The following is a 6,026-nucleotide window of genomic DNA, read 5'->3' as shown; positions in this document are numbered from 1 at the left end:
CGAGATGCTCAATAATCGGCACTGCTCCAATGTTTTGCACTAGGCCGGCAAGCATCGCGAGCTCAGGATCCATTTTGGGCGTGATTTCAGCGAGCACATAAGAAATTGTGGCCACCTCTCGAGAGTCAGACCAAAGCCCACTCATTCTCAATTGCAGCGCCTGGTTCTTGCTTCTAAACAGCTCCTTCATCGCGAAAATATTCACGAGGCGCCGAGTCGTTTCGAACCCCAGCCTAACAATCGCATCGTGCGGCGAAGTGATCTCTTTTGCGGTTTGATAAAGCGCGCTGTTGCAGGTTTTGATCAGCTTTACCGTGATCGCAGGATCATTCGTCAACGCTCGGGCTACATCGCCTGCTGTTGTATCGTCGTCATCCAGCAGGCTCTTAATCTGCAGCGCGATATCGGGAAAGGATGGCAGTGCGATGTTATTCGTTCTGAGGTCTTGTAAAAAACTCGCTTCAATGTCTTCGATCTCATGGCCGACATACACATCCGCAGCGTTAAACTCGACCTCTTTATCTTGCGGTAGCTCTTTTAAAAGAGCCTCCACCACACTTTGTCGCACGACAAGCAGAGTGCATACCTCCACCGCGACCACACTGTATTTTCGAGGCTGCAAATGAGCCAAGGCTGTTTTTGCCGTTTCAGAAGATGCATCAAACTGTTTTACGCGACCATCGAACGACTCAAGCTTTACCGTGCCGGAGGCCAAAAAATAGTCTAGATGATCTTCGCTCCCAAGCTCAATAATGCACTCACCAGCGATATAGCGGCGCACTTCGATCTTGTCGGAAAGTAACACTAATTCTTTATCGGAAAACTTATTTAACGGGCTAAACTGCTGAAGCAGTTTGATGGGAAGCGTTTCAGTGCTCATCCGTAATCATCCATATCAAAAATGTTTAGCAAGTAGTAAAACACCGTTCTCGTATAAAACGAGATTGATGCTTTTCATCCATAATTTCAACGAGCGCACCTATTCGTTATTGCTCTCGCTCTACTTAATCTCACAGCCAAATTTTTCTTCGAACCAATTTTTTGATGTTATGCTCTAAATCTATTCCAAAATCGAAAAACAATATTTAAACCCTATGCGCATTCAAGCATATTCTGACGGCATGGCCAAAGACATTGCGGAACTATTTGTGTTGGCGATCAACGGCATTCATTCCGATATTTACTGTGTTGACCAAAAAGCCGCTTGGATTCAAGGCATTAGAGCGCCTAGTGGCGATGGTGATGGCGATGATGTGTACTGGAACAAACGGCTGAGCAGAACGAAGCCTTGGGTTGCGTTTGTTGAGGACCGTCTTGCCGGTTTTATGGAGTTGCGTTCGGACGGCCATATTGATTGTGCTTACACGCATCCAGACTTTCAAAGGCAAGGTGTCGCCTCTGCTTTGTTTGAGCATGTCACCTTGGTGGCACACGCTCAGGGAATAGCACAGCTATATGTTGAAGCCTCACTGGTCGCAAGGCCATTTTTCGAGTACAAAGGGTTCAAGGTACTTAAGCGCAATCACATTCACAGGCATGGAGTGGTTCTAACCAATTTTTCGATGACAAAAAATCTCAATACGGACCAACGTAAACGCTTAACAATCCATGTTGTTGATGCGTTTACCGAACAACAATTTAAAGGCAACTCGGCGGCTGTGATCATCACAGATCATTGGCTTTCAGAGGATCTGATGCAGTCAATCGCCACCGAAAACAACCTATCAGAAACAGCGTACCTCGTAAAAAATCAAGATAGCAGCTATGCAATTCGATGGTTTTCACCGATCAAAGAGATCGCGTTTTGCGGCCACGCCACTCTCGCCTCAGCATCGGTTCTTTTTTGCGAAGACCCCGAGGTGCAAGAGCTAGTTTTCTCTGCGAATGCGGTCGGGAGAATGACCATTTCTCGCATCGAAAATGACTACATCCAAATGAATTTTCCAAACACCAAGCCCTCGCACGTAGAGCTTGCGCCCGAAGCATTGTTAGAAGGGCTATCGATTAAACCGCGCCACATTTTGCTCAACGAGCAAGCTTACTTTGCCGTGTATGACCACGAAGACGACGTACGCAATGTGACACAAAAACAAGAACAGCTAAAAAAGCTCGCACCTCATGATGTTGTCGTCACAGCGCCAGGATCAGAATATGACTTCGTATCAAGATACTTCTGGCCAGCAAACGGCGGTGACGAAGACCCCGTTACAGGGTCGATACATACGGGCCTAGCACCATATTGGGCAGAACGCTTAGGAAAAACCGAACTCATGGCGCTTCAGGCATCAAAACGAAGCGGCGTGTTGTTATGTCGAGTCACAGAAGATAGAGTCTTTGTATCAGGTAAAGCAGTGCATTACCTCGAAGGCAAAATTACGGTTTAGATTGCGCGCACTCTAAAAAACCATAAAGGGCTGTAACATCCAAGCTCAAATGAAAAACAAACAAGCTGTGCGCTCAAAGCGACTGTGAAGACCTTCCGGTAACGGGCAAAAATAAGGGGCAAGCAACATCAAATACCTTTGGACTGCGATATTTCTAGTCGTGCTGGTTTGGTCCGGCATCAACCCTAAAGACACACTCACTTGGTTTCTTGAGGTCTTGCCGGCAGTGATAGGTGCAACGCTGGTTGCACTTACCTACAAACGCTTTCCTCTAACGCCCATGCTGAGTTTTCTCATTCTGCTGCACTGCGTGGTACTGATGGTTGGAGGCCACTATACCTACGCAGAAGTACCCTTGTTTGATGGCCTGTTTGGCTCTGAACGCAACAATTACGACAAAGTTGGTCATTTCTTTCAAGGGTTTGTCCCGGCTCTGCTTGCACGAGAGATCTTGATCCGCAAAAACGTCGTGAATGGTGTTGCTTGGCGCAACTATATAATTGTTTCGATCGTTCTGGCCTTCAGCGCGTTTTATGAGTTGATCGAATGGTGGGTCGCATTGCTATCAGGTGAAGACGCCATGGCATTTCTCGGAACGCAAGGGTATATCTGGGACACCCAATCAGATATGGCATGGGCATTATCGGCTGCGATCTGCGCACTCGTCGTTCTATCCAAGTGGCATGACAGGCAACTTGGACAGCTTGCGACTCATAATGATCAGGATCCAAACGCATGAGCTTTGTTCAGCCAGTCACGTTGTCCGCTAATGATATTCAGCTCGTCCCTTTGACACCAAGCCATGAAGACGGCTTACGCGAGGCGGCGAGAGATGGCGAACTATGGAACATCCGAGTCACTTCCGTCCCCGCTCCCGAAGAAGTTGCGTCTTACATCCAGCAGGCGCAATTAAGCCGAGAGCAAGGTGATCGCTTTGCGTTTGCCGTCATCGAAGCGTCATCTGGCAAGATTCTTGGGTCTACCAGTTATCACGACATACTGCCGGATGTCCGACGTGTTGAAATTGGCTACACCTGGTATGCAAAAACAGCCCAACGCACGCACGTCAACACAACCTGTAAGCTACTGATGTTAGCGCACGCGTTTGACGTTCTTCGCTGCCGTGTAGTGGGCTGGCGAACCGATAACTTTAACCATGCAAGTCAACGTGCAATCGAGAGACTTGGGGCAAAAAAAGATGGCGTCATTCGCGGACACGCACTGCGAAAAGACGGAACAATACGTGATACGGTGATGTACAGTCTAAGCGCAGGCGAATGGCCTGAAGTAAAAGCGCACTTAGAATATCGCTTGAAAGCAACTCACTGTTCATAGCAAACGCAAAGATAAGCCAAAGGAAATAAGCGAATGGAACTATTACTGCCCTACAAAACGACCTTGCTCGTCGCGGGCCTCACCGGCGTACTCCTGTTTATCCAGATACTCATTGCCGACCTAACGGCCATAAAACAAAAACATACACCCGGCTACCCGATAGCACCAAATCATCAAGACTTTCTTTTCCGAGCAGCAAGGGCTCATGCGAATACGAACGAGAGCATCGCCATCTTCTGCCTATTCGCATTCTTTGCCGTGCTTTCATCTGCAGAACCCGCCCTCTTGAATGGTTCCGCAGTATTGTATTTTGCAGGCCGGCTGGGCCATATGTTTGCCTACTACGCGCGAGTATCTCTGGTCCGAAGCGTGGCTTTTGGGGTGAGTTTAGCGGGGCTTGCCGGCATGTTTGTAGCAGGTCTTATTGGGTGGATGTAGAGCATGAATTGGCTCGCCATTGCCGCCGCTAATCCAAAATACGGTGAACGGATGCAGCCTAAAACCGATGTAAGTAAGGCGGACTGTTGATTGCGATTGCACTAAGAGTTCGACTCAAACACTCACCGAAGAGAAGCAAAAAATGAACATACGTAAACTAAGCATTCTTACCCTTAGTCACGCGGCGACTTGCCTACTCGGATTTGCAATTGGCATTTACACCTTACCCATTCTGCTCGCTCCCGACTCGCCCGATGAGTCAGCACTGAGCGCCGCGGTCAATGCCTCAAAGTATACTGCAGAGTTTCAAAAAGACTTAACAGACAGCGATGCGTTTCATTGGGGGGAAGGTGTTGTTTCTATAAGCTCGAAGCAAATCGCATTCAAAGGAGAGCTTGCACCAGGCCCTGATTACAAGCTCTACCTCTCGCCTGCGTATCTCGAAACCGAAGCAGAGTTTCATCGCTTAAAACCAAGCATGGTGAAAGTGGGCGATATAAAAACCTTTGATAACTTTATTGTGTCCATACCAGCAGAAATCGACCCGTTTCAATACAGCACGGTGATTGTCTGGTGTGAGACCTTTAGTGAGTTTATTACCGCCGCTCAATATCAGTCATCACCATCGCGAGCGAATTAGCAAAGTAATTTAGCAGAGTAAACAGGTATCCAAACATGCTTGAACTAAGACCCAACTGCGAGTGTTGCGACAAAGATCTACCTCCCGAGGCAAGCGATGCGATGATCTGCACGTTTGAGTGTACCTTTTGTAAAACGTGCGCTTCGGATGTCCTCAATGGCACCTGCCCCAACTGTGGCGGAAATTTTGAGGCGCGGCCAATTCGCCCAAGCAACCTACTCGAGAAATTTCCAGGCTCAACAAAACGCATTACTAAAGAGCATGGCTGTTCGTCTAAGAACGCTGTTTAGATGGATTACGAGGCCTTTAACCAGTTTTGTAAAAACCTCCCCGCAACTAAGCTTGTGCGTCAATGGGGCGACGCGTACGTTTGGAAGGTTGGCGATAAAGTGTTTGCCATTGGAGGTTGGCAAAAAAGCGCTGCACCCGCTTTTACTTTTAAAACGGGTGATTTGGATTACCACATCCTCAAAGAGGAACCGGGCTTTCGCCCTGCCCCTTATATGGCCGCTAGAGGCATGAAGTGGATTCAGTATTATGATGCGGCATGTGAACGAGACGATGAGCTGTTTTATTATATTCAAACATCGCACCGCCTAGCGTCGCTCAATCTCTCGAAGAAAAAACAAAAAGAACTTGGACTAATCCAATAACACACGACAAATCAATAAGAGGTATCGACAAAGCCATGCAAGAGATCAGTATCCTTTACCCATCTATCGCCATGTTTTTCTTAACAGGCTGTTTGATTCTTTCTCTCGGTCTATCGCGTTTCGTTGCGATCAAAACGAATAAAGTCAGCATTAAGTACTACACAAAATACACCGAGGGCGAGCAGCCTGATCGTTTACACATACTCGGGCGTCATGTGCAAAACCACTTTGAAGTACCACCTCTTTTCCATATCGGCGTGCTACTCATCTTTGTGACTCAGACCGTCACAGAGGTAAATCTTGCCGCTGCTTGGTTATTTGTCGCATTCCGAGTAGTGCATACGATAATTCACCTTAGTAGCAACAATGTCAGCCAGCGATTCTTCTGCTTCGGATTAAGTCTCGCCAGCCTCGCGACGCTGTGGATATCGCTGCTTACAAACTTAATAGCGCATTAAGATCTCGGTACTGCAATTGCTTACATCAGGGCGCTTTCATCGGCCAAGACTCTAGGCGATTTCGCCCGTTGTTCTTGGCGCTATAAAGCGCTTCATCTGCGCGTTCAAATAAGGCGCT

At 47.7% G+C, this 6,026-nt stretch carries 9 protein-coding genes; 8 read left to right on the top strand and 1 reads right to left on the bottom strand.

The window, feature by feature from the left end; genetic code table 11:
* On the bottom strand, nt 1-880 hold an 880-nt coding region (locus A3751_RS11745; RefSeq protein WP_068456142.1), incomplete at its 3' end, for an HDOD domain-containing protein.
* A 214-nt stretch (nt 881-1,094) separates the two neighbouring features.
* Between A3751_RS11745 and A3751_RS11740 the strand changes: the two genes are divergently transcribed.
* The 8 genes from A3751_RS11740 (at nt 1,095) to A3751_RS11705 (ending at nt 5,908) form a co-directional block, all read left to right on the top strand.
* The gene (locus tag A3751_RS11740; RefSeq protein ID WP_197466295.1) at nt 1,095-2,384 is read left to right on the top strand and encodes a PhzF family phenazine biosynthesis isomerase; all 1,290 of its coding nucleotides are present in this window, start codon (nt 1,095-1,097) and stop codon (nt 2,382-2,384) included.
* A gap of 160 nt (nt 2,385-2,544) precedes the next feature.
* Nucleotides 2,545-3,123 (top strand): DUF2238 domain-containing protein, encoded by a 579-nt coding sequence (locus tag A3751_RS11735; RefSeq protein ID WP_231871791.1) that lies wholly within the window; start codon nt 2,545-2,547, stop codon nt 3,121-3,123.
* Nucleotides 3,120-3,719, top strand: a complete 600-nt coding sequence (locus tag A3751_RS11730) for a GNAT family N-acetyltransferase (protein WP_068456135.1) — start codon at nt 3,120-3,122, stop codon at nt 3,717-3,719. Before A3751_RS11735 ends, A3751_RS11730 begins: the two co-directional genes overlap by 4 nt.
* A gap of 33 nt (nt 3,720-3,752) precedes the next feature.
* Nucleotides 3,753-4,157, top strand: coding sequence for an MAPEG family protein (locus A3751_RS11725; RefSeq protein WP_068456132.1), 405 nt, complete (start codon nt 3,753-3,755; stop codon nt 4,155-4,157).
* A 142-nt stretch (nt 4,158-4,299) separates the two neighbouring features.
* Nucleotides 4,300-4,797 (top strand): DM13 domain-containing protein, encoded by a 498-nt coding sequence (locus A3751_RS11720; RefSeq protein ID WP_068456130.1) that lies wholly within the window; start codon nt 4,300-4,302, stop codon nt 4,795-4,797.
* Nucleotides 4,798-4,832: 35 nt separating this feature from the next.
* A complete protein-coding gene (locus A3751_RS11715; RefSeq protein ID WP_068456127.1) occupies nt 4,833-5,087 on the top strand; it encodes a DUF1272 domain-containing protein in 255 nt (84 codons plus the stop codon).
* Entirely contained in the window at nt 5,088-5,450 is a 363-nt protein-coding gene (locus A3751_RS11710) for an MmcQ/YjbR family DNA-binding protein (protein WP_068456124.1), read from the top strand.
* Between the two features lie 35 nt (nt 5,451-5,485).
* The gene (locus A3751_RS11705; protein WP_068456121.1) at nt 5,486-5,908 is read left to right on the top strand and encodes an MAPEG family protein; all 423 of its coding nucleotides are present in this window, start codon (nt 5,486-5,488) and stop codon (nt 5,906-5,908) included.
* The last annotated feature ends 118 nt before the right edge of the window (nt 5,909-6,026 follow it).

This window comes from Oleiphilus sp. HI0080 (assembly GCF_001635135.1).
This window is presented reverse-complemented; position numbering and strand designations above follow the sequence as displayed.